This window comes from Sphingomonas sp. CFBP 13720 (assembly GCF_014842075.1).
In the GTDB taxonomy this organism is placed as follows: Bacteria; Pseudomonadota; Alphaproteobacteria; order Sphingomonadales; family Sphingomonadaceae; genus Sphingomonas.
Window position 1 is genome coordinate 12754 of the sequence record NZ_JACYVA010000009.1, and the last position, 18123, is coordinate 30876.

Annotated in this window: 16 protein-coding genes; 9 read left to right on the top strand and 7 right to left on the bottom strand. The window is 68.6% G+C overall.

Going from position 1 to position 18123, the window contains the following annotated elements; translation table 11 throughout:
• Positions 1 to 3 precede the first annotated feature (3 nt).
• Complete coding sequence (locus IFT55_RS15090) at positions 4 to 897, top strand: hypothetical protein (protein ID WP_192093183.1); 894 nt, start codon at positions 4 to 6, stop codon at positions 895 to 897.
• 87 nt (positions 898 to 984) lie between these two features.
• Here IFT55_RS15090 and IFT55_RS15095 read toward each other — a convergent pair whose 3' ends face one another.
• The 5 genes from IFT55_RS15095 to IFT55_RS15115 form a co-directional block, all read right to left on the bottom strand.
• Positions 985 to 1263 (bottom strand): hypothetical protein, encoded by a 279-nt coding sequence (locus IFT55_RS15095; protein WP_192093184.1) that lies wholly within the window; start codon positions 1261 to 1263, stop codon positions 985 to 987.
• Positions 1264 to 1320: 57 nt separating this feature from the next.
• Positions 1321 to 2034: a uracil-DNA glycosylase gene (gene ung, locus IFT55_RS15100; RefSeq protein WP_192093185.1), complete on the bottom strand. Its 714-nt coding sequence runs from the start codon at positions 2032 to 2034 to the stop codon at positions 1321 to 1323.
• Positions 2031 to 2339 carry an alkylphosphonate utilization protein gene (locus tag IFT55_RS15105; RefSeq protein ID WP_192093186.1) on the bottom strand — a complete coding sequence of 103 codons (309 nt, stop codon included), beginning with the start codon at positions 2337 to 2339 and terminating at the stop codon, positions 2031 to 2033. The genes ung and IFT55_RS15105 overlap by 4 nt, the downstream gene beginning before the upstream one ends.
• 42 nt (positions 2340 to 2381) lie before the next feature.
• Entirely contained in the window at positions 2382 to 3866 is a 1485-nt protein-coding gene (locus tag IFT55_RS15110; protein ID WP_192093187.1) for a S41 family peptidase, read from the bottom strand.
• A gap of 98 nt (positions 3867 to 3964) precedes the next feature.
• Positions 3965 to 5017: a mannose-1-phosphate guanylyltransferase/mannose-6-phosphate isomerase gene (locus IFT55_RS15115; RefSeq protein WP_192093188.1), complete on the bottom strand. Its 1053-nt coding sequence runs from the start codon at positions 5015 to 5017 to the stop codon at positions 3965 to 3967.
• A 172-nt stretch (positions 5018 to 5189) separates the two neighbouring features.
• Here IFT55_RS15115 and IFT55_RS15120 point away from each other — a divergent pair, with 172 nt between their 5' ends.
• From IFT55_RS15120 to IFT55_RS15140, 5 genes are read left to right on the top strand one after another with little or no spacing between them, the layout of a single operon-like run.
• Positions 5190 to 6578 (top strand): TIGR03013 family XrtA/PEP-CTERM system glycosyltransferase, encoded by a 1389-nt coding sequence (locus tag IFT55_RS15120; RefSeq protein ID WP_192093189.1) that lies wholly within the window; start codon positions 5190 to 5192, stop codon positions 6576 to 6578.
• Positions 6579 to 6582: 4 nt separating this feature from the next.
• Positions 6583 to 8655: an XrtA/PEP-CTERM system histidine kinase PrsK gene (gene prsK / locus IFT55_RS15125; protein ID WP_192093190.1), complete on the top strand. Its 2073-nt coding sequence runs from the start codon at positions 6583 to 6585 to the stop codon at positions 8653 to 8655.
• Positions 8652 to 10007, top strand: a complete 1356-nt coding sequence (gene prsR, locus IFT55_RS15130) for a PEP-CTERM-box response regulator transcription factor (RefSeq protein ID WP_192093191.1) — start codon at positions 8652 to 8654, stop codon at positions 10005 to 10007. Before prsK ends, prsR begins: the two co-directional genes overlap by 4 nt.
• Positions 9991 to 11940 carry a tetratricopeptide repeat protein gene (locus tag IFT55_RS15135; protein ID WP_192093192.1) on the top strand — a complete coding sequence of 650 codons (1950 nt, stop codon included), beginning with the start codon at positions 9991 to 9993 and terminating at the stop codon, positions 11938 to 11940. Before prsR ends, IFT55_RS15135 begins: the two co-directional genes overlap by 17 nt.
• 43 nt (positions 11941 to 11983) lie before the next feature.
• Positions 11984 to 12793 carry an ATP-binding protein gene (locus tag IFT55_RS15140; RefSeq protein ID WP_192093193.1) on the top strand — a complete coding sequence of 270 codons (810 nt, stop codon included), beginning with the start codon at positions 11984 to 11986 and terminating at the stop codon, positions 12791 to 12793.
• A gap of 1 nt (position 12794) precedes the next feature.
• Here IFT55_RS15140 and IFT55_RS15145 read toward each other — a convergent pair whose 3' ends face one another.
• Positions 12795 to 14567: an ABC-F family ATP-binding cassette domain-containing protein gene (locus tag IFT55_RS15145; RefSeq protein WP_192093194.1), complete on the bottom strand. Its 1773-nt coding sequence runs from the start codon at positions 14565 to 14567 to the stop codon at positions 12795 to 12797.
• 98 nt (positions 14568 to 14665) lie between these two features.
• Here IFT55_RS15145 and IFT55_RS15150 point away from each other — a divergent pair, with 98 nt between their 5' ends.
• From IFT55_RS15150 to IFT55_RS15160, 3 genes are read left to right on the top strand one after another with little or no spacing between them, the layout of a single operon-like run.
• Positions 14666 to 14968, top strand: a complete 303-nt coding sequence (locus IFT55_RS15150) for a hypothetical protein (RefSeq protein ID WP_249403864.1) — start codon at positions 14666 to 14668, stop codon at positions 14966 to 14968.
• 16 nt (positions 14969 to 14984) lie between these two features.
• Positions 14985 to 15674 (top strand): response regulator transcription factor, encoded by a 690-nt coding sequence (locus tag IFT55_RS15155; protein ID WP_192093196.1) that lies wholly within the window; start codon positions 14985 to 14987, stop codon positions 15672 to 15674.
• Positions 15675 to 15684: 10 nt separating this feature from the next.
• Positions 15685 to 17055, top strand: a complete 1371-nt coding sequence (locus IFT55_RS15160; protein ID WP_192093197.1) for a sensor histidine kinase — start codon at positions 15685 to 15687, stop codon at positions 17053 to 17055.
• A 12-nt stretch (positions 17056 to 17067) separates the two neighbouring features.
• Here IFT55_RS15160 and IFT55_RS15165 read toward each other — a convergent pair whose 3' ends face one another.
• Positions 17068 to 18054 (bottom strand): LLM class flavin-dependent oxidoreductase, encoded by a 987-nt coding sequence (locus IFT55_RS15165; protein WP_192093198.1) that lies wholly within the window; start codon positions 18052 to 18054, stop codon positions 17068 to 17070.
• Between the last annotated feature and the right edge of the window lie 69 nt (positions 18055 to 18123).

Sequence of the window (18123 nt, forward strand, 5' to 3'; positions counted from 1 at the left end):
AGCATGCAGCCCCGGCTCCCCGAGCCTTCGCCCGCGCCCGTTCCGGCGCACGCCTCCTCCAGCGACCTGACGGTCCCTTCCGACACGCCCTATCTCGACGCCAACGGCTATGACCCCGCCGCCTATCGCTGGGTGCCGGTGCGTCGCAAGCCGCGCGCCGATGGCTGGAGCGACAGCAAACAGCGCGACTTCATCGAAGCACTGGCCGATAGCGGGTCGGTCAGCGACGCGGCGCACGCGGTCGGCATGTCGCCCAGCACCGCCTATCGCCTGCGCCGCTCGCCCGGTGGCGAGGCCTTTGCCGGCGCATGGGACGCAGCGGTCGCGCAGGCGGTGGGCATGCTGGTCGACGTCGCCTTCGATCGGGCGATCAACGGCACCGTCGAACCGGTGCTGGACGCCGAAGGGCGACGGGTCGGATCGAAGCATCGTCCCGGCGACCGGATGCTGATGTTCCTGCTGACCGCGCACTTCCCCGATCGCTATGGCAAGCAGCGCGGTCGCCGGCGCAAGGAAGCGGTCGTGCCGACCGTCGCCGAGGCACTGGAACGGCTCGCGCCGGTCGCGCCGGCCGAGCCGGAGGCGCTGATGCCCCCCGAGGAGTTCGACGTCGCGATCGAGGTCGCCGATATGGCCGACGGCAGGCTGCCCGGCTGGTACGACCCCGACCGGCGCGACGAACCGGTCCGATCGCCGATCGACCCGTCGATCGACCCGCCGATCGGGGAACCACTGCCCGATCATCTGGCGGAGGAGCTGGACCGGCATGACGATATCCATGTGCCCGAACCGGGCGTCATGGGCTTGGCGTTCGAGGTCGAACTGGCGCTGGCCAAACGCGGCATCGCCGTGCGTCCGCCTCGAAAACGTCCATCGCGGAAAACGCGGCGAGTGTGACTTTCGTGACCTTTGGACGCAGAAAGGGCGCCGCATGATCCCACGCGGCGCCCCTTCCGGTCCGGTATTGCTGCGGTGTGTTGCGCCTTACAGGGCGTTCTTCACGGCTTCCTCGACCTGGGCGTTGTCGTTGTCGTCGGCCTTGTCGGCGGCGTCGTCGCCCATTTCGCGGACGTTGTCGGCACGATCTTCCAGCGCGTCCTCGACCTGCTCGTTGCTGGTCAGATCGGCCTGATCCTCCAGTGCGTCGGCACGGTTCTCGGTCATCGCCTCGATGTTGTCGGCAGCCTTGTCGTCGGCATTGCCGCCGCACGCGCCCAGCAGCAACAGGCCGGCCATGCCGGTCGCCTTCAGAATCGTCTTCATTCGGAACCCCTTGTCATGAAGCCCATCGCATGGGCAGCCGCCATCAATGACCGACCATCACGAAGGTTCCGCCAGCGTATCGACCGGGGGTAGCGACCAGTCGATCGACCCACGCCCATGCGCGGTCAGGAACGCGTTGGCTTGCGAGAAAGGCCGGCTGCCGAACCACCCGGTATGCGCCGACAGCGGGGAGGGGTGGGGGGCTTTCAGCACCAGATGGCGTCCGCCCGCCGCGATGTCGGGCACGAACCCCGCCTTCTTCTGGGCATGCGCGCCCCATAACAGGAACACCGTCGGCGCGTCCTGCGCCGCCACGGCATGGATCACCGCATCGGTGAAAGCTTCCCATCCGCGCTTCGCATGCGACGCCGCCTGCGCCTGTTCGACCGTCAGCACGGCATTGAGCAGCAGCACCCCCTGCCGCGCCCAATGCTCCAGAAAGCCGTGACCGGGCGGGGCGATCCCCAGATCGGACTGCAATTCCTTGAAGATGTTCACCAGGCTGGGCGGCACGCGCACCCCCGGCCGGACGGAGAAGCTCAGGCCATGCGCCTGCCCCGGCCCGTGATACGGGTCCTGTCCGAGGATCACGACCCGCACCACGCCCAACGGCGTCAGTTCCAGCGCGCGGAACCAGTCGCGCGAATGCGGAAAGATGCGCTTGCCCGCCGCCTTCTCGGCGGTCAGGAACGTGCGCAGCGCCGCCATCTCCGGCCCGGCCAGCACCGGTTCCAGCGCGGGCAGCCAACTGTCGTCGATCGCGGGCGTCACCGCTTGCGGACGAATTCGGCGCGCAGGACCAGCCCCTTGATCCCGTCGAACTTGCAGTCGATTTCCTGCGCATCGCCAGTCAGGCGGATCGATTTGATGACCGTCCCGCGCTTCAGCGTCTGCCCCGCGCCCTTGACCGTCAGATCCTTGATCAACGTCACCTGATCGCCATCGGCCAGCACGTTGCCCACCGCATCGCGCACGACCGTCGCGTCGTCGTCCGCCGCCACGCCGCCAGCCGCCAGTTGCAATGCCGGCACCCACTCGCCGCTCGCCTCGTCATACACGTAATCGTCGTCGCTCAACCCCGGTCTCCTTCCCGACCGGCGCTACTCCGTCCGCACGGTTCAGAACAGCCCCGGCACGTCGCGCTGCGGCACGGTCGGCCGGTCGGGCTGCAACAGCGTCTGTCCGCCACCCGCGACCGCGCGCAGCCCGGCCTCGCCGCCACGGGTCGATGCGGTGGCGCTGGCGCTGGCCCCGATGCGGCTGCACTGCCGCCCGGCAAGGAAGTCGAGCGCGCGCGCCACCGACGCCTCGCGCGCGTCGCCCAGCGGGAAGTTCAGGTCGTCGCCCGCCTGACAGCTGTTGGGCACCGTCGCGGCGAGGCCGTCATAATAGGCGGCGGACCGTGCGGAGTTCTGCACCGCAATCGCCACGACGCGCAGCCGGTCGTCGCATGCGGGCCGGTCCAGCGCGATCTGTCCGACCGGCTTGCCAAAGGTGTTGGTGCCGACCAGCGCCATGTTGTTGCCCAGATACGGGACGAACGCGTTGATAACCAGTTCGCTGGCCGATGCCGTGCTGCCGGTGCCGATGAACGCGACGCGCGTCGGCGCCACCGACTGTGCGGTCGGTGCGAAATAGCGTGTCTCGTTCTCCGCCGCCTTTTCGGGGCGGAAGGTCGTGTAGCTGTACACTTCGCTGGTCGTGCGGTTGCCGCCCATCAGGTCGCCGACCAGATCCGCGACCGAAATCAGCCCGCCGCCATTGTAGCGAAAATCGATGACGAACTCGGTGATGCCCTGCGCCCGGAACCCGGCGAACGCGTCGCGCAGCGGCTGGTTGGCGGTGGTGATGAAGGTGCGCAGGTTGATGTACCCGACCCGCTTCGCCCCGTCCTGCAACACCTTGGCGCCGTATCGGCTCGATACCGGCAACAGCGTGTAATCGGTCTTGGCGACCGTCGCGGTGCGGGTCGTGCCGTCGATCGTGCGGAACTCGAACACGCGGGTGGTGCCCGGCGTATCGGGGCCGAGCGCGGTGGTCAGCCCCGCAGTCCCCTCGCGGTCGATGATCGTCGATACCGGCCGCAACCCGGCGGACGTGGTGCCGATCTGCGTGATCTCGCTCCCGCGATCGATCCCCGCCGCCAGCGCGCCGGCCCCCTCGAACGCCTCGGTCACCAGCAGCCGTCGTCCGGTCGGGTCGAGCGCGAAGCGTACGCCGAACCCGGCGGTCGTGCCCGAATTATAATAGGCTTCCTCTTCCGCGATCGATTCGCGGTGGGTGAAATACCGGTCGCGGCGTTGGGCGCGGGCGGTGGCGGTCAGTGCGTCTATATAATCGTCTACGCTGGTGTAGGGCGTCGGGTCGAGCGATGCGGGGAGCGTTTCGGGGAACAGATACCATTCGCGCAACTGCGCCGCCGCCCAGTCCTGCCGCTCGCGCAGCGAACAGCCCGCGACCGCCGTGGGCGGCGGCGTGACCCCGCCGGTCGAACCGGGGGTGGTTCCTCCGACGGGGCCGGCGACGCTGCCATTGCCCCCGCCGCCGCCGCATCCCGCCAACATCGCCAGCACACCCAGTGCCGCTCCGAACCGACCACGCATCACACCACTCCGCCTATCGACTTTCGCCGGAGCCTGCGACGCGCGCGGACGAAAGGAAAGGGGTATCGCGATGCAGGGTCGGTAGCGTGCCGGGAGTTTCAGCCCTTCATCGCGTCCAGCAGCTTCTTGACCTCCTGCGACCGGCCTCGCGGCAGGATCAGCACGTCGTTGCCGCTGGCCACGACGATCAGGTCGTCCACCCCGGCCATCGCGATGCGGATGCCATCGGTCCGCACCAGACAGCCGGTCGAATCGATCAGCGTGACATCGCCGCCGACCGCATTGGCCGAATCGTCGCGTTCGCTGATGGCGTGCAGCGCGTCCCAGCTACCGACGTCGTTCCACCCCATCGCCACCGGCGCCACGGCGACGCGGTCGTCGCGCTCCATCACGGCATAGTCGATCGAATCGGACGGGCACCGCGCGAACGCGTCGGCATCGGGCCGGATGCACACTCCGTCGCGGTCGGCGCGGTCCATCGATTCCTGCGCCGCCGTCAGCATGTCGGGTACGAACCGGCCCAGCGCTTCGAGGAAGCGGTCGGCGCGGAACAGGAAGATGCCGCCGTTCCACACGTGATCGCCCGACGCCAGCATCGCCTGCGCCGCATCCAGCGGCGGCTTTTCAACGAAGCGTTCGACCCGGTGCACCCCGGTCGACAGCGGGTCGCCGACCTTGATCCAGCCATAGCCGGTTTCGGGGGCGTCGGGCGTGATGCCGAACGTCACCAGCCAGCCGTCGCCGACCAGCGGCAGCGCACGCTCGATCGCCGCCCGGAACGCGTCCAGATCGGCGATGACGTGATCCGACGGCATCACCAGCAACGGCGCATCGCCCCCGCCGGCCGCGATCGCCGCCAGCGCGATGGCCGGCGCGGTGTTGCGGCCCATCGGTTCGAGAATGATCGACTGCGGCGCCGACCCGACCTCTGCCAACTGATCGGCGACGGCATCGGCGTGCGCGGCATTGGCGACGACGATCGGCGCGGCATAGCCATCGCCCGCCGCGCGCCGCGCGGTCAGCTGCAACATCGTTTCCGCTGCGGTCAGCGCAAGGAACTGCTTGGGCCGTTCGGGCCGCGACATCGGCCACAACCGCGTGCCCGATCCCCCGGACAGGATGACCGGGACGATAGCAGGCTGTGCGGACATGGATGCGGTTCCCCGATAGAGCGCGGACGAGCGAAGACGCCGGCCGACGATGGTCGTTACGACGCTATAACGAGGATCGTCGCCAAGCGTATCCCGCCATTCAGTAATTCTTTGCGCTTTCGTCCCATATGGGCAGGGTGTCGGTCTGCCTTACACCCGCGGGACGCCCAGTATGATTCGGCTGTTCAAGCATTACGTGCCCAACGCCGTTCTTCTGCTCGGCGTTCTCGATTTCGCGATGCTGCTGGTCGCGGCCGAACTCGGCTGGGTGACGCGCGCGGCTCAGATCGGCATGGCGGTCGAACCGACGCATACCCGTATCCCGCAACTGTTGAGCTTCGCCGTGAGCCTCGAACTCGCGATGGTCGCGGTCGGGGTGTACGGCACCGACGCGCTCCAGTCGCTGCGCTTCGCCGCCGCGCGGCTGGCGGTCGCTATCTCGCTCGGTATTATCTTCCTTGCGCTGCTGTTCTTCCTGACGCCGTCGATCACCTTCTGGCGATCCAACCTGCTCTACGCGATGGGTTTCGCGACCGTGCTGCTGTTCGTGCTGCGCATCGTGACCGGCACGCTGCTGGGGGGACAGGCGTTCAAGCGGCGGGTGATTGTGCTGGGGGCGGGGCCGCGCGCGCAACGCCTGAAGCTGCTAGGACAGGGCGCGGGCGCGGGGTTCGTCGTCGTCGGCTATGTCGCGATGAACGAAACGAACCGCGTGATACCCGAAGCCATTTCGCGCGATGCGATCCACAATCTGGCCGACCATGTCGTCCTGCTCAACGCCGCCGAAGTTGTCCTCGCCCTGGAGGAGCGCCGCAACGCGCTGCCGCTCAAGGACCTGCTGCGGATCAAGACCACCGGCGTCCATGTGAACGACATATCGAGCTTTCTGGAGCGCGAGACGGGCCGCGTCGACCTCGACAGCGTCAACCCGTCGTGGCTGATCTTTTCCGACGGATTCTCGTCGGGCCGGATGCTGTCCAGCGTCACCAAGCGGCTGTTCGACATCATCGCCAGCCTGTTGCTGCTAACGCTGGCGCTGCCGCTGGTCGCGCTGGCGGCGATCGCGGTCAAGCTCGACAGCCGGGGACCGGTCTTCTACCGCCAGCGCCGCGTCGGGCTGTACGGCGTCGCGTTCGACATTCCCAAGCTGCGGTCGATGCGCACCGACGCCGAAATCGCGGGCACCGCCTTGTGGGCGGAAAAAGACGACCCGCGCATCACCCGCGTCGGCCGCGTCCTGCGCAAGACCCGCATCGACGAACTGCCGCAATGCTGGAGCGTGCTGAAGGGCGAGATGAGCTTCGTCGGCCCCCGTCCCGAACGCCCGCAATTCGTCGCCGATCTGGAAGAACAGCTACCCTATTACGCCGAACGGCACATGGTGAAGCCTGGCATCACCGGCTGGGCGCAGATCAACTATCCCTATGGCGCGTCGATCGACGATTCGCGGCAGAAGCTGGAATACGACCTGTACTACGCCAAGAATTATTCCCCGTTCCTCGACCTGCTGATCCTGTTGCAGACGCTGCGCGTGGTGATCTGGTCCAGCGGGGCGCGCTGACGCGATGCTGGCGGGTATCCTGATCTGGAGCCATGCGCTGGCCGCGTTGCTGTTCGGCGTGCTGGCGGCATGGACGATCCGCCGCGACGGGGCCGATGACGACGGGCTGCCGCGCGCGCTGCTGGCCGGGGCGTTGGGGACGACCGCGCTGTGGCTGCTGGCCGCCGCCGGCATCGGGACGACCCGGCCGGTGACGCAATTGTTCGAAGGCGCGCGGACGATCGCGTGGCTGTTGCTGCTGGTCGCGATCCAGCGGCGGGCGCGGATCGGCCGCGCCACCGGACTGGTCGCGATGCTGGCGCATGCCAGCGTCGTTGCGGTCGTCGTCGCGCAGATGCTGTTGTCCATCGCCGCCGCCGCGACCGGGAATGCCGCCGCCGCCGCGATGTCGGATGCCGCCGCGCTGCTGCGCGTGCTGACGGCGGTCGGGGCGCTGGTGCTGTTGCAGGCATCGTTGCCGTTCGCGGCTTCGGCATCGGCGCGGATCGTGCTGATCGCGGTCGGCGGGCTGTGGCTGATCGATGCCAACCTTGCCATCGCCGCGCTCGTGCTGGGGACGCCATGGGTCGAATTGTCGGCGGCGCGGGGCGTGGCGGTGGCGGGGCTGGCGGTGATGATCGCGCTGGCGCTGTCGCGGCGCGGCGATCCGGGATTGCAGCTGTCACGGACGGCGACGTTCCATTCGCTGTCGCTATTGGGGCTGGTCGCCTATTTCTCGATCACCATCATGGCGACCAGCCTGATCGAGGCGCTGGGCGGATCGCATGCCCGCATCGCGCAGACCGCGTTCGTGTTCGGATCGACCGCCGCCGCGCTGACCATGGCATCGTCGGACTGGCTGCGGGCGTGGATCAAGGTCAAGCTGGCGAAACACCTGTTCCGCCACCGCTATGATTACCGTGCCGAATGGACGCGGTTCACTGAAACGCTGGGCGAACCCAAGGGCGGCGCGCCGCTGGACGAACGGCTGATCAAGGCGGTCGCCGACCTGACCGATGCGCCCGCCGGCCTGTTGCTGGTCGCCGATGACGACGGGCTGGCGGTACAGGCGTCGTGGCGCTGGGACGGCGCACCGGTCGATGCCGGCGGCGCGGCGCTTGCGGCGTATCTGGCGCGGACCGGCCGGATCGTCGAACTGGACCGCATCCGCGACGGCGATGGCGACGATGACCGAAGCGACGACGGCGTGGGCAGCGATGCCGAAGCGGTGCCGCCCGCGATGCTGGCGCATGACGACGCATGGGTGATCGTGCCGTTGCCGCATCGCGAACGATTGACCGGTGCGATCCTGCTGGCGCGTCCGGTGCTGCCGCGTGCGCTCGATTGGGAGGATTTCGACCTGCTGCGGATCGCGGGACGGCAGGTCGCCAGTTATCTGGCCGAAGCGCGGGCGCAGGACGCGTTGGCCGAAGCGCGCCGGTTCGAGGAATTCAATCGTCGCTTCGCGTTCATCCTGCACGACGTGAAGAACATCGTCAGCCAGCTGAGCCTCGTCGCGCGCAATGCGCAGCGTCACGCCGACAACCCGGAATTCCGTGCCGACATGGTCATGACGCTCAACGAATCGGCGACGCGCCTGACCGATCTGCTCGCGCGGCTGTCGGTCCGCGAGCCGCAACGCGGCGAACCGCTGCGCGCGGTGGCGATGGTGGGCATCGCCGCACAGTCGGCGGCGCGGTTCCGCGCATCGCACGGCGTGGAACTGGCGGGCGATCCCGGCATCCATGCCGTTGCCGACCCGGTGCGATTGCAACAGGTGGTCGACCATCTGGTCCATAATGCGATCGAGGCGGGCGGGACCGCGCCGGTACGGATCGTCACCGGCGGCGACGGCGACAGTGCATGGGTCGAGGTGATCGACGCAGGCGCGGGCATGACGCAGCAATTCGTCCGCGACGAACTGTTCCGGCCGTTCGTGTCGTCCAAGCCAACCGGTTTCGGCATCGGCGCGTTCGAGGCGCGGCAGCTGGCGCAGGCGATGGGCGGGCGGATCGAGGTCGACAGCCGTGTGGGGCACGGCACGCGCTTCCGCGTCACGCTGTCCGCCGCGCCGGTCCCGATGGAGCATGCCGCATGACCGATCCCCGCCGCCTGTTGATCGTCGAGGACGATGTGGGCCTGCAACGCCAGTTGCGCTGGGCCTATGACGGGTATCGGATCGCCGTGGCGGGCGACCGTGAATCGGCGATCGCCGCCGTGCGCGCCGAGGAGCCGCAGGTCGTGACGCTCGACCTCGGCCTGCCGCCCGACCCGGACGGCGTCGCCGAAGGGTTCGCGACGATGGCGGCGATCCTTGCGATGAAGCCCGATACCAAGATCGTCGTCGCCAGCGGACATGGCGACCGTGCGAGCGCGCTGCGGGCGATCGAACTGGGCGCATGGGATTTCTATGCCAAGCCGATCGATATCGACGCGCTGGGCATGATCGTCGACCGTGCGTTCCACGTCCATGCGCTGGAAGCCGAGAACCGCCGGCTGGCGGATCGGATCGAGGGGCAGCGTGTGCTCGGCGGCATGCTGACCGCCGCGCCCGAAATGCTGAAGGTGACGCGGACGATCGAACGGGTCGCCCCGGCCGACGTGTCGGTGATGCTGCTGGGGGCGTCCGGCACCGGCAAGGAATTGCTGGCGCGCGGGCTGCACGATGCGTCGCCGCGCCGGCGCGGCAACTTCGTCGCGATCAACTGCGCGGCGATCCCCGAAACGCTGCTGGAAAGCGAGTTGTTCGGGCATGAAAAGGGCGCGTTCACCGGCGCGATCCGCACGACCGAAGGCCGGATCGAACAGGCAGCGGGCGGTACGCTGTTCCTCGACGAAATCGGGGATGTGCCCTTACCGCTGCAGGTCAAGCTGCTGCGGTTCCTGCAGGAACGGGTGATCGAACGGATCGGCGCGCGCAAGGCGATCCCGGTCGACACGCGCATCGTGTGCGCGACGCATCGGGATATCGATGCGATGGTCGCCGATGGCCGCTTTCGCGAAGACCTGTATTACCGGCTGGCGGAAATCGTCATCCGTATTCCGTCGCTGCGCGAACGGCCGGGCGATGCCGGGCTGCTGGCGCGGGCGTTCCTCGATCGTCACGTCGCGCAGATGGGGTTGGGTGCGAAACGCTTCGCCGCCGATGCGCTGGCCGCGATCGACGCATGGGGCTGGCCCGGCAATGTCCGCGAACTCGAAAACCGGGTGAAGCGCGCGGCGATCATGGCCGATGGCAAGTGCGTCACCGCCGCCGATCTCGACCTGCCGCAGAACGGCGAACCGGACGGGCCGATCAACCTGAAGGCGGTGCGCGAGGCGGCCGACCGATCGGCGATCCGCCACGCGCTGGCCCGGGCGCAGGGCAATATCTCCGGCACCGCGCGCCTGTTGGGGATCAGCCGGCCGACGCTTTACGATCTGATGAAAAGCTATGACCTGCAACCCTGACCGTCCGTTGCGCGCGCTGTTCGGCGTCGCCGGGTTGGCCATGGTCGGCGCGGCGCTGGCGTGGACCCAGCCCGCGCGCGCCGATGCCGCCGACGCGCGCGTCGCGATCGCGCAGGCGCTGGGACAGTTCGAACGCGGACACTGGACGGCGGCGCGCGACCGGGCGCAGGCCGCGACCGCCGCCGACCCCGACTGGGGCTTTGCACAGGCGGTGCTGGCGTGCACCCACCTCGCGCTGGGCGAGGGAGCGGCGGCCGAAGGTGCGATCGACCGTGCGATCCGTGGCGGGTTCGACGCGGCCCGTGCGCATCAGCTTCGCGCGCATGCCCGGCTGTTGCAGGGCGATACGTCCGGCGCGATCGCCGAGGCGGACCGGGCCGCCCCGCGCTATCGTGGCTATGCGGTGCGGGTCAAGGCGCAGGCGCTGGCCGCGCAGGGCGACGTCGCCGCCGCGCTGCCGCTGTTCGACCGGGTGCTGGCGGAACGTCCCGGCGATGCCGGGGCGTGGAGCGCGCTGGGCCGGGTACGGATGACGGCGGGCGACATGGCGGGCGCGATCGATGCGGCGGCGATGGCGGTGCGGGCCGATCCCGCGTCGCCCGACGCGCTGGAACTGCGCGCGGAAACGGTGCGCGCGCAATATGGACTGGTCGCGGCGCTGCCATGGTTCGAAGCCGCGCTGCGCCGCGACCCCCGTCATCACGACACGCTGATCGAATATGCCGCGACGCTGGGCGATGCCGGGCGCAACGTCGCCATGCTGACGGCGGTGCGGCGCGCGATGGCGGTGCGGCCCGAGAGCGCGCAGGGATACTACCTCCAAGCCGTGCTGGCCGCGCGGGCAGGCGACATGGCGACCGCGCGCAGCGTGCTGCAACGCGCGGGCGATCGGTTGTCGGGCGTGCCGGCGGCGCTGCTGTTAAGCGCGTCGATCGACCTGAACGAAGGCGCGCATGCGCAGGCGGCGGCGACGCTTCGCACACTGGTCGCGCGCCAGCCGACGAACGTCACCGCGCGCAAGCTGCTCGCGCTCGCGCTGTTGCGCGGCGATGCGGCGCGCGACGCGCTGGCGTTCATCCTGCCCGCCGCGCAGCGGGACGACGCCGACAGCTATACGCTGACACTGACCGCGCGCGCGCTGGAACGGATCGGTGACCGCGCCGGGGCGGCAACGATGCTCGATCGGGCGGCGTCCGCCGCACGCGGGCGGTCGACCGCTTTCGCACCCGATGCCGCCATCGGCGAACTGGCGGCTCGTGCGCGTACGACGCCGGGCGATCCCGCCGTGGCGGTGCCGTATATCCGCGCGCTGCTGACGACCGGCGACCTCGCGCAGGCGACCCGCGCGGCGCAGATCGTCGCCGATGCCAATCCGGGTGCGCCCGCCGCGCAACTGGTGCTCGGCGATACGCTGGCGGCGGGCGGGCGGTTCGCGGCGGCGGCGACCGCCTATGCCCGTGCGGCGACGACGCGGTTCGACGAGCCGACGATGCTGCGGCTGGTCGACGCACGCAACCGCGCCGGACAGCGGCGCGAGGCGAGAGCCACGCTGTCGCTGTTCCTAGGCCAGAACCCGAACAACGTCACCGCGCTGCGGCTCGCGGGGCAATGGCAACTGGCGGCGGGCGATTCGGCAGCGGCGGTCGATACGCTGGAAACGCTGCGCACCATGGTCAGCGACCGCGATGCGGCGCTGCTGGCGGACCTGTCGGCGGCCTATGCGATGGCGGGACAGAGCGGACCGGCGGTCGACTATGCGGCGGCGGCCTATGCCCTTGCCCCCGCCAATCCGCTGGTGGTCGATGCCTATTCCCGGGCGCTGGTCCGGGCGGGGAATGCCGGGGCGGCGCTGCCGCTGGCGGTGAAGGCGGTGCGGCTGGCACCCGGCCATGCCGGCATTCGCCTGCATCTGGCCGAAATCACCAGAGGGTGACCCGATCATTCCCTCGCGCCCCCGATCGGGCTAGGCCGGGCGGATGACCGATCCCCTGCTTCGTATCGCCGCCGCGCTGGACCGTATCGCGCCGCCCCCGCCGCCCGCCGCCGATCCGCTGGCGCATCCCGCCTATGGCTGGGACGGAGCGACGTTGCGCGCCGCGCGATCCTTTGCCCCGGTGCCGATCGAACGGCTGGTCGGGATCGACGCGCAGAAGGCGGCACTGACCGCCAATCTCGACCGGCTGGCAGCGGGGGCGGCGGCGCACGACGTGCTGTTGTGGGGCGCGCGCGGCACCGGCAAGTCGGCGCTGGTCAAGGCCGGGGTCGGCGCGGTGCAGGCGGCGGGCGGCGCGCTGGCGCTGGTCGAGGCATCGGCAACGTCGCTCGACCGGCTGCCCGGACTGTTCGCGCTGCTGGATGGCGTGCCGCGCGCGTTCGTCGTGTTCCTCGACGATCTGGGCTTCGATACGCCGGCCGACGGCCGTGCGCTGCGCTCGCTGCTGGAAGGCGGTGCCGAGGGACGCCCGGCCAACGTCCGGCTGGTCGTCACCGCCAACCGCCGCCATCTGGTGCCGCGCGACCTGTCGGAACAGGAAAGCGCCATCAACCCGCGCGACGTCATCGACGATTCGCTGGCACTGGCCGACCGGTTCGGCCTGTCGCTGGGGTTCCATGTGGTCGATCAGGACCACTATGTCGCGATCGTCGAACGCTACTGCACCGCGTACGACCTGCCGTTCGACGCACATGAAGCCGTCGGCTGGGCCACGAAGCGCGGCAGCCGGTCGGGGCGGGTGGCATGGCAATATGTCACCGACCTTGCCGGGCGGCACGGTCGGGCGGTGTAGTTCAGACCACCGCCTCGGCTGCTTCCGCCAGTGCCAGCCAGCGTTCCTCCGCCGCGTCCTTGTCGGCCCGCGCCTTCTCGATCTGCGCGTTGAGCAGCGCGAACCGCTTCGGGTCTTTCGCATAGAGCGCGGGATCGGCCAGCAAGGCTTCGTCGCGTTCGATCGCCGCTTCCAGTTCCTGTACCCGCGCGGGCAGGATTTGCAGATCGCGCTGGTCCTTGTAGCTCATCTTGGACGATTTGGGCTTCGGTGCGGTTTCGGTCGCCTTGGTCCGGCCTTTCCCCGCAGTGCGTTCGCGGCGCTTGGCGACCCAGTCGGCATAGCCGCCCGGCACGACGTCGACCGTCCCGCTGCCATCCAGTCCCAGCGTCACCGTCACCGTCCGGTCGAGGAAGTCGCGGTCGTGGCTGACGATCAGCACGGTGCCGGCATAATCGCCGATTACTTCCTGCAACAGGTCGAGTGTTTCGAGATCGAGATCGTTGGTCGGTTCGTCGAGGACCAGCAGGTTCGACGGCCGTGCGAATTCGCGCGCCAGCAACAGCCGCGAGCGTTCCCCGCCCGACAGCGTCGCGATCCGCGCTTCCGCGATCGACGGATCGAACAGGAATTCCTTGAGATAGCCGTGGATGTGCTTCTTGACGCCGTTGACGTCGAGCCAGTCGCCGCCATCCGCCAGCACTTCGCGCACCCGCTTTTCGGGGGCCATCAGCTTGCGTTGCTGGTCGATCACGATGCCGTTCAGCGTCTTCGCACGCATCAGCTTGCCGCTGTCGGGTTCCAGATCGCCCATCAGGATGCGCAGCAGCGTGGTCTTGCCCGCACCATTGCCGCCGACGATGCCGATCCGGTCACCACGCCGCACCCGCAGCGTGAAATCCTTCAGCACCATGCGGTCGCCGAACGATTTGGAGACGTGCTCGGCGTCGATCACGACCTTGGTCTTGGTATCGTCGGCCTCGACCTGGATCTTCGCCGTCCCCTGCGGTCCCTGCATCGCCGCGCGCTCGGCGCGCAGGTCGTGCAGTTTTTCGAGGCGGCCCATGTTGCGCTTGCGCCGCGCGGTGACGCCCCGGTGCAGCCAGTGTTCCTCGATCTTCAGCTTGGCATCCAGCCGCTGCGCCGCGCGTTCCTCTTCCGCCGCAGCCTGTTCCATCCACGCCTCGAACCCGCCAAAGCCGATTTCGGCCCGGCGGATGCCCCCGCGATCGAGCCATAGCGTCGATTTGGTCAGCCGCGTCAGGAAGGTGCGGTCGTGGCTGATGACGATGAACGCGCCGTTGAAGCGGTTCAGCCATTCCTCCAGCCATTCGATCGCCGACAGGTCGAGATGGTTGGTCGGTTCGTCGAGCAGCAGCACGTCGGGACGTTCGGCCAGCGCGCGCGCGATCGCCGCGCGCCGCCGTTCGCCGCCCGACGCGGTCGATGCCTCGCGGTCGAGGTCGATGCCAAGCTGGTCGGCGATCGCGTCGACCTCGTGTTCGGCCGGCGCGCGCGGTCCGCGCAGCGCGAATTCGCGCAACGTGGCATAGCCTTCGACCTTCGGATCCTGTTCCAGCAGCACGACGTGCGTGCCCGGCACGATCGTCCGCCGCCCTTCGTCCGCATCCAGCGCACCCGCGATCAGTTTGAGCAGCGTGGTCTTGCCCGCGCCGTTGCGCCCGATCAGCGCAAGGCGATCGCGCGCGCCGACATGGATGTCCAATCCACGGAACAACCATCCATTGCCCTGGACAACGCCAAGGCCTTCGTACGACAAAACAGGTGCAGCCATGTGTGGCAGGTAAGCCGCACTCGGCCCGCAAGCAAGTTACCGCAGCCTGTCCGACCTATTCACAGGCTGTTCAACGCATTTTCCCTATGCCACCCCCTATGACGATGTTCGTTCGGATCCTTGCGGCATGGTTGGTGGCTTTACCGGGCGTCGCGCAGGCGATCCCCGCACAGCAGCTGCGCGACCATCAGGCGGCGCGCGCCGCGCGGACGCAGGGCAAGATATTGCCATTGCGCGAGATCGAACGTCGCGTCGTGCCGCAGATGCGCGGCGCACAGTATCTGGGCTTCGATTACGATCCCGACACCGGCATTTACACGCTGAAGTTCCTGCGCGATGGGGCGGTGATCTGGATCGACGTCGATGGCCGGACCGGTCAGGTGATCGGCCGCAGCCGATAATAACAGGGAGAGAGCGATGCGCGTTTTGATCGTGGAGGACGAGCCCAATCTCGGCCGTCAGCTGCGCGCCACCCTAGAGGGCGCGGGCTATGCCGTCGATCTGGCCACCGATGGCGAGGAAGGGCATTTTCTTGGCTCGACCGAGACCTATGACGCGATCATCCTCGATCTGGGCCTGCCCGAGGTCGATGGACTGACCGTGCTCGACCGCTGGCGCAAGGAAGGTCGCAGCGCGCCCGTGCTGGTGCTGACCGCGCGCGACAGCTGGTCGGACAAGGTTGCCGGGCTGGATGCGGGTGCCGACGATTATGTCGCCAAGCCGTTCCAGACCGAGGAACTGATCGCCCGTCTGCGCGCATTGATCCGGCGCGCCAGCGGCAACGCATCGGCCGAACTGACGGCGGGCGACATTCGCCTCGACACCCGGTCGGGCAAGGTCACGCGCGCCGGCGAACCGGTCAAGCTGACCGCGCAGGAATACAAGCTGCTCAGTTACCTGTTGCATCACAAGGGCAAGGTCGTGAGCCGCACCGAGTTGATCGAACATATCTACGATCAGGATTTCGACCGCGATTCGAACACGATCGAAGTGTTCGTGACGCGTATCCGCAAAAAGCTTGGCGCCGACGTCATCACCACCATCCGTGGCCTTGGCTACAGCCTCGACGAACCGGGCGCGCCGAAGCCGGCGGGTGCCGAAGCCTGAACGACCCGCGATGACGACCGGCGATCCCGCGCCCCGCGCCTATGTGCAGGTGACGGGATCGCTGTCGCGGCGGATGATCGTGATCGCCGCCTGCTGGATCATGCTGTTGCTGGCCGGCGGCGGCTTCGCGCTCGACAGGGTGCTGACGTCGTCGGTGACGCGCAATACCGATGACGGGCTGGAATATTTGCTCAACTCGCTGATCGTGTCGGCCGAGATCGGCCCGGATGGCGAGGTGCGGTTCAACCGTCAGTTGAGCGACCAGCGGTTTCTGGAACCCTATTCGGGGCTGTACTGGCAGGTCAGCGGCGCGGGGTACGAACCGTTTCCGTCGCGATCGCTGTGGGACGACCGGCGTTTGCCGACCGGGAGCAAGCACCGCGACACCGAAATCCACTTGTACGACGCCAAACCGTTTCCCGAAGAAACGCTGCGGATCGTCGAGCGTGACCTGACATTGCCCGGATCGCCGACGGTATGGCGGTTCCAGGTCGCCGAATCGCGCGACGTGCTCGACGGACAGATCGGCGCGCTGCGCAAGACGCTGGTGCGATCCTTCGCATTGCTCGGGCTGGGGCTGATCGTGATGGCGGCGTTGCAGACATGGTACGGGCTGTTGCCGCTGCGCGCGGTGCGCAACGCGATCGTGCGGCTGCGCGCCGGGCAATCGGCGCGGGTCGAAGGATCGATGCCAGCCGAGGTCGCGCCGCTGGTCGAGGAACTGAACGCGCTGGTCGAACATAACGACCGGCAGGCGGAGGAGGCGCGGCGTCATGCCGGCAACCTTGCCCATGCGCTCAAGACCCCGCTGACCGTCATCATGAACGCCGCCGCCGCCGGGCAGGACGATCTGGCCGACACCGTGATCCGCGAGGCGCGGACGATGCGGCGGCAGGTCGATCACCATCTGGCGCGTGCACGCGCGGTGGGGCGGCGCGGATCGGCGCACAGCCGTGCCGATGTGTGGACATCGGTCGAGGCGGTCGAGCGCGCGGTTGGGCGGCTCTATCCCAACGTCCGTATCGACGTGGACGGACCGAAGGACATGGTCGCACGGATCGAACGGCAGGATCTGGACGAAATCCTCGGCAATCTAGTCGAAAATGCCGCGAAATACGGCGGCGGGAGCGTGTTCGTGACGGTGCGCGCCGATATGGGCTTCGTCGAACTGCTGGTCGAGGACGACGGGCCGGGCATCCCGGAGGCCGACCGGCTGCGCATCTTCGATCGCGGCGTGCGGCTCGATTCGGGCAAGCCGGGAACGGGGCTCGGCCTCGCGATCGTGCGCGACGTGGCCGAAATCTACGAAGGCACCGCTTCGCTGGAGGAAAGCGAGGATCTGGGCGGGTTGATGGTACGGCTGCGACTGCCGGCGGTTTGAGCGGGCCGGAGCCTACAACGCCTTGAATGCCGCCGCCGCGATCGATGCGCTCCGCCGCCGCGCCGCCGGATCGAACATCGCGCCGGTCACGATCACTTCGTCCACACCGGTACGCTGAACGAACGCCGCCAGCCCGGCGCGGACCGTGTCCGGCCCGCCGATCGCCGAACATTCGAGCACGTTGTCGAGGATCGTGCGCCCCTGTACGCCGATCGTGTCGCGATAGTCGGCGACCGGTGGCGGCAGCTCGATCGCCTGACCGGTGCGGATCGCGAGGAACATCTGTTCGGTCGAACTGGCGAGGAAACGCGCCTCGTCGTCGGTATCGGCGGCCAGTACGTTGAACGCGGCGGCGGCATAGGGCTTGTCCAGCACCACCGACGGCCGGAAGTTGCGGCGATAGGCGTCGAGCGCCTGATCGAGCGCGGCGGGCGCAAAGTGCGATGCGAACGCATAGGGCAGGCCCAGCATCGCGGCGAGCTGCGCCCCGAACAGCGACGATCCGAGCAGCCACAGGTCGACCTTCGCCCCCGCGCCCGGCACCGCGCGGATGCCGGTGCGGCCATTGTCGGCGAAATAGGATTGCAGCTCGACCACGTCCTGCGGAAAGGCGTTGGGATCGCTGTCCAGCGTACGGCGCAATGCGCGGGCGACGATCTGGTCCGATCCGGGCGCACGGCCCAGCCCAAGATCGATCCGGCCGGGAAACAGCGCGTCGAGCGTGCCGAACTGTTCGGCGATCGTCAGCGGCGCGTGATTGGGCAGCATGATGCCGCCCGCGCCGACGCGGATCGTGCGCGTCGCGGCGGCGATATGGCCGATCACCACCGCCGTCGCCGCGCTGGCGATGCCCGGCATGCCATGATGCTCGGCGACCCAATAACGATGATATCCCTCCGCCTCCGCATGGGCCGCCAGATCGGCGGCGGCGGCGAGCGCCTCGGTCGTGGTGCCCCCCTGACGGACGGGGACTAGGTCGAGCATCGAATATCGGGTCATGGACGTAAGATGGGGAGCGGGTTGCGATTTGCCACCGAAGTCCGTCTTGGGGGACCAGAAGCCATGGTT

Coding starts and splice junctions, on each gene's coding strand:
- IFT55_RS15165 (WP_192093198.1), bottom strand. CDS start 18,054: ATGACCCGATATTCGATGCTCGACCTAGTCCCCGTCCGTCAGGGGGGC.
- IFT55_RS15145 (WP_192093194.1), bottom strand. CDS start 14,567: ATGGCTGCACCTGTTTTGTCGTACGAAGGCCTTGGCGTTGTCCAGGGC.
- IFT55_RS15160 (WP_192093197.1), top strand. CDS start 15,685: ATGACGACCGGCGATCCCGCGCCCCGCGCCTATGTGCAGGTGACGGGA.
- IFT55_RS15140 (WP_192093193.1), top strand. CDS start 11,984: ATGACCGATCCCCTGCTTCGTATCGCCGCCGCGCTGGACCGTATCGCG.
- IFT55_RS15115 (WP_192093188.1), bottom strand. CDS start 5,017: ATGTCCGCACAGCCTGCTATCGTCCCGGTCATCCTGTCCGGGGGATCG.
- IFT55_RS15120 (WP_192093189.1), top strand. CDS start 5,190: ATGATTCGGCTGTTCAAGCATTACGTGCCCAACGCCGTTCTTCTGCTC.
- IFT55_RS15150 (WP_249403864.1), top strand. CDS start 14,666: ATGACGATGTTCGTTCGGATCCTTGCGGCATGGTTGGTGGCTTTACCG.
- prsR (WP_192093191.1), top strand. CDS start 8,652: ATGACCGATCCCCGCCGCCTGTTGATCGTCGAGGACGATGTGGGCCTG.
- IFT55_RS15090 (WP_192093183.1), top strand. CDS start 4: ATGCAGCCCCGGCTCCCCGAGCCTTCGCCCGCGCCCGTTCCGGCGCAC.
- IFT55_RS15110 (WP_192093187.1), bottom strand. CDS start 3,866: ATGCGTGGTCGGTTCGGAGCGGCACTGGGTGTGCTGGCGATGTTGGCG.
- IFT55_RS15135 (WP_192093192.1), top strand. CDS start 9,991: ATGACCTGCAACCCTGACCGTCCGTTGCGCGCGCTGTTCGGCGTCGCC.
- IFT55_RS15095 (WP_192093184.1), bottom strand. CDS start 1,263: ATGAAGACGATTCTGAAGGCGACCGGCATGGCCGGCCTGTTGCTGCTG.
- IFT55_RS15155 (WP_192093196.1), top strand. CDS start 14,985: ATGCGCGTTTTGATCGTGGAGGACGAGCCCAATCTCGGCCGTCAGCTG.
- prsK (WP_192093190.1), top strand. CDS start 6,583: ATGCTGGCGGGTATCCTGATCTGGAGCCATGCGCTGGCCGCGTTGCTG.